Annotated in this window: 3 protein-coding genes and 2 pseudogenes; 4 read left to right on the top strand and 1 reads right to left on the bottom strand. The window is 61.8% G+C overall.

Translation table 11 applies throughout. The features are described 5' to 3' along the window. Window positions 1-3: 3 nt before the first annotated feature. The 4 genes and pseudogenes from tnpC to BM177_RS19120 all read left to right on the top strand — a co-directional run. Window positions 4-908: pseudogene (tnpC, locus tag BM177_RS19115) on the top strand (IS66 family transposase); the annotation flags it as partial. Beyond that, complete coding sequence (locus BM177_RS20870) at window positions 891-1,052, top strand: transposase domain-containing protein (protein WP_244532459.1); 162 nt, start codon at window positions 891-893, stop codon at window positions 1,050-1,052. The pseudogene tnpC and the gene BM177_RS20870, both read left to right, overlap by 18 nt. Beyond that, window positions 1,049-1,162, top strand: a pseudogene (locus tag BM177_RS21060) (IS1096 element passenger TnpR family protein); the annotation flags it as partial. The gene BM177_RS20870 and the pseudogene BM177_RS21060, both read left to right, overlap by 4 nt. 68 nt (window positions 1,163-1,230) lie before the next feature. Continuing rightward, entirely contained in the window at window positions 1,231-1,647 is a 417-nt protein-coding gene (locus BM177_RS19120) for a plasmid pRiA4b ORF-3 family protein (protein ID WP_342028946.1), read from the top strand. A gap of 334 nt (window positions 1,648-1,981) precedes the next feature. Here the strand turns inward: BM177_RS19120 and BM177_RS19125 are convergent. Then, a partial coding sequence (locus BM177_RS19125) for a beta strand repeat-containing protein (protein ID WP_280140598.1) occupies window positions 1,982-3,919 on the bottom strand: 1,938 nt, incomplete at its 5' end.

A 3,919-nucleotide genomic window follows, 5' to 3' on the forward strand; every position in this document is an offset into this window, starting at 1 on the left:
GCGATGATCGCCTTCGAGAAGTTCGGCCAGCATCAGCCTCTGAACCGTCAGGCCGAGCGCTATGCGCTCGAAGGCGCGCCGATCGCGCTGTCGACGCTCGCCGATCAGGTCGGCGGCTGCGCCGTGGTCTTGCAGCCTCTTTACGATCTTGTTTTGGCGCATGTCTTCGCCGGCGCCCGCGTGCATGGCGACGACACCACCGTGCCGGTTCTGGCCAAGGGCAAGACCGCGACGGGGAGCTCTGGACTTACGTGCGCGACGACCGCCCGTTTGGCGGCGTAGATCCCCCGGCGGCGGTCTTTTTCTATTCGCGCGACCGGACCGCCGAGCATCCAGAACGCCACCTCGTGGACTATGCCGGCATTCTCCAGGCCGACGCCTATTCCGGCTACAATCGCCTTTATGCGCCCGAGCGGTCGCCGGGAGCGATCACAGAAGCGGCGTGCTGGAGCCACGGCAGGCGCAAGTTCTTCGTGCTGGCGGTCGTCGCCGCCAATGCGCGAGAGAGGGCGCGCGGCAAGACATCCGCCATCGCGCCTCTGGCGCTGGAGGCGGTAAAGCGCATCGACGTGATTTTCGACGCCGAACGCGAGATCAACGGCCTTCCCGCCGACAAACGCCTCGCCTTCCGCCGCGCGCGCGTCGCGCCGCTGGTTTTTGTCCTCGAAGAATGGATGCGCGCCGAGCGCGCAAGACTCTCACGTCACTCCGATGTGGCCAAGGCGATGGACTATATGCTGAAGCGCTGGAGCGCTTTCGCGCGCTTCCTCGACGACGGACGCATTTGCCTGACGAACAACGCCGCCGAACGCGAGTTGAGGGGTGTGGCGCTCGGGCGCAAGTCGTGGCTAATTGCAGGCTCCGATCGCGGCGATGAGCGGGCCGCGGTGATGTATACGCTGATCGCGACGGCGCGGCTCAACGGCGTCGACCCGCAGGCCTGGCTCGCTGACGTGCTGGCGCGCATCAACGATCACAAAATCACGGACCTCGCCGCCTTGCTGCCCTGGCGCTGGGCGGCGGAACGGGAAAGTCGTAAACTGGCGGCATGACCGCCCCTGCGATTGCTCGCCTCAAAATCACTCTCGACGACGTCGAACCCAAAGTCCTGCGCCGCATCGAGGTTCCTCTCGCCATAAAACTCGACCGCCTGCACCTGACCATCCAGGCGGCGATGAGCTGGACCGACAGCCACCTCTATGAAATCCGCGCTGGCGGCGCTGGAAGGGCTTGCCCGACCCGGACTGGCCTGATGGCCCGCTCGATGCGCGCAAGGCGAAGCTCATCGACATTCTCGAGGATGTCGGCGTCAAGACGCTGCGCTACCTCTATGACTTCGGCGACGGCTGGGAGCACACGATTAAGATCAAACGCCTCACCGATCCCGAACCCGGCGTCCTCTATCCCCGCCTCGTCGAGGCGAGCGGACGCTGTCCTCCCGAGGACGTCGGCGGCCCCTGGGGCTACGCCGAGATGCTGGAAGCGCTCGCCGATCCCAACCACGAGCGCCATGAGGAAATGAGCGAATGGGCCGATGGGGATTTCGACCCAAGCCTTCTCGACGTCGACGCCCTCAAAGCCAATGTCGAAGCGCTCGCAAAAAGATGGGCCCGAAAGCCGCCGCGCAAAAAAATGCAACCGACATAACCCGCGGTTCAGGCCGGATGGTTACTTTGGGGATGACCCATCCGAATTTGATTCGGCAGCGCGATTTTCGCGGTGGAGACGTACGCGATTGCACGAGGCGAGGAACGGAGCACTGGCTTGATTCAGAGGAAGAGCTATGGCGCCGGAGGAACGCTCTTGAGATACGGATAGCCGTTATTTATAGCGAAATTGCTTGCCCACACCTTGGGATCGAAGCCGGAAGGCAAGCCCGATTTAAACTCAGCGGTGGGCAGACCGACCGCGTTGAAAGACCCGGTATTACTCCCTGTCCCTTTACTTTGCCCCGAGGTTTCTGTGTCCCAATAGGAAGACGTCACGGAGCCGGAGTTTGTACCGACGAGGCCGCTAATATTTGTGGCGCTGTAAGAAGGCCGCCGACGGCTCCAGTGGAATAGGAATTCGAAACCATGCCGGTGTTGGTTCCGACGAGGCCGCCCACGAAGGCTTCCCCAGTAACCGCTCCCAATGCATAGGAGGTCGAAATCGAACCGGCGTTCCAGCCGACGAGGCCCCCGATGCTGGAGAATCCCGTGACTGCCCCCGTGGCGTAGGATTGCGCAATCACACCAGTGGTAGCATTCGACCCGACGAGGCCCCCTACAGAATCAAATCCGCTGGTCACCGCGCCAGTCGCATATGACTGCGTAATCGAGCCGCTGTTAGAACCGACGAGCCCCCCCGTGTCGACACCTCCACTAACTGATCCCGTTGCGTGAGATCGCGATATGGAGCCATTGTTAATCCCAACGAGTCCGCCTGTGCTGTCGTTGTAGGCGGGACCTTCGACCATTCCAGTCTCATATGATTCGGAAATCGAGCCCCAATTCTTTCCGACGAGGCCACCGACACTCGTCCCGGATACATCTAGCGGCAGACCAGATATTGCTCCAGTCGAGTAGGATTTCGTAATTGAACCTGAGCCGTCGTTAACGCCGACGAGGCCGCCAATGTCTTGATGAAGAAGCAGGCTGGCAGTTCCGACGACCACGCCAGCCGCATAAGTGTTATTAATGACTCCGGCGTTGGCGCCAACGAGGCCGCCAATCTCAACGCCGCCGCCGTGACCTGAAACCGCACCAGTCGCATAGGAAGCCGTGATCGACCCGTCGTTGGAACCGACAAGGCCACCCCCGTAAGCCCCGCTATAGGCGCCGACGTTGACCATTCCCGTTGCATAGGATTGCGTGATCGAACCGTCGTTCGAACCGACGAGACCGCCCCCGAAAGCGCCGCCATAAGCGGCGCTGGTGGCGCCGACCGCGCCCTCGGCATAGGATTGATTGATAGAGCCGGTGTTAAACCCGACAAGGCCCCCGACCTCCATGTCCCCGTCAGGGTTGGCGCCGCTCACCGCGCCCGTCGCGTAGGATTTTGAAATAGAGCCCCCATTGCCGCCAGCGAGGCCGCCGACGTTGTGAACAACATTTCCGACGCCGCTCACATTTCCGGTCGCATAGGATTGCTTGATGGAGCCGCCGGTGTAGTTCTCCCCGACGAGCCCGCCCAATGACCGATTGCCCGAGACGCTTCCGGTCGCGTAAGATCGCGTAATTGCGCCGACATTTGCTCCGACCAATCCGCCTGCGTTCGAAGCATAATCACCGGGTGAATTTATTCCGCCAGTCGCGTAGGAATGTTCGACGACGAAGTTATTCCCGCCAACGAGTCCGCCGACATTGCCACTGCCATTGACGGCGCCGGAGGCGCTGCTATCGATAATGCTTCCATAGCTCCAGCCGACGAGGCCACCGATATATGAGTCGCCGATGACCGAAACGGATGCTGAGCTGCTTTGCACGAGGCCATGATTCTTGCCGACGAGAGCGCCGACCCTCTGATAACCGCTAACTCCGCCGCCCGCGAGGGTGACGTTCTTCACCACGCCCGCGCCGCCGACATAGCCGAAGAGGCCCACATTGTAGCCGGTCCATATTGCTGCGTTCAATGCGTCCGTCGGGCGCTGAATGGTCAGGTTCGAGATCATGTGGCCCTGGCCGTCGAAGGTCCCGGTGAACTGATTGCCCCCCTGGCCGATCGGGTTGAAGCCGGAGATCGGGTAGGGCGTATTGGCCGGCGTGAACCAATGTTCCGACGGGTTGGTCAAGGCGGGGCCGAGGTCGATGTCGGCGCCGAGGGTGTAGTTCGCCTTAGTATCGAGCGCGATCAGCTGGAGCTGATGCGCGTTGACGATATTGGTCGAATATTCAGAGAGAAGGAACGGCCGGGTCGCGCCGGCCTGGCCGCCCGCATT

The organism is Methylocapsa palsarum (assembly GCF_900114285.1).
Classification (GTDB): Bacteria; Pseudomonadota; Alphaproteobacteria; order Rhizobiales; family Beijerinckiaceae; genus Methylocapsa; species Methylocapsa palsarum.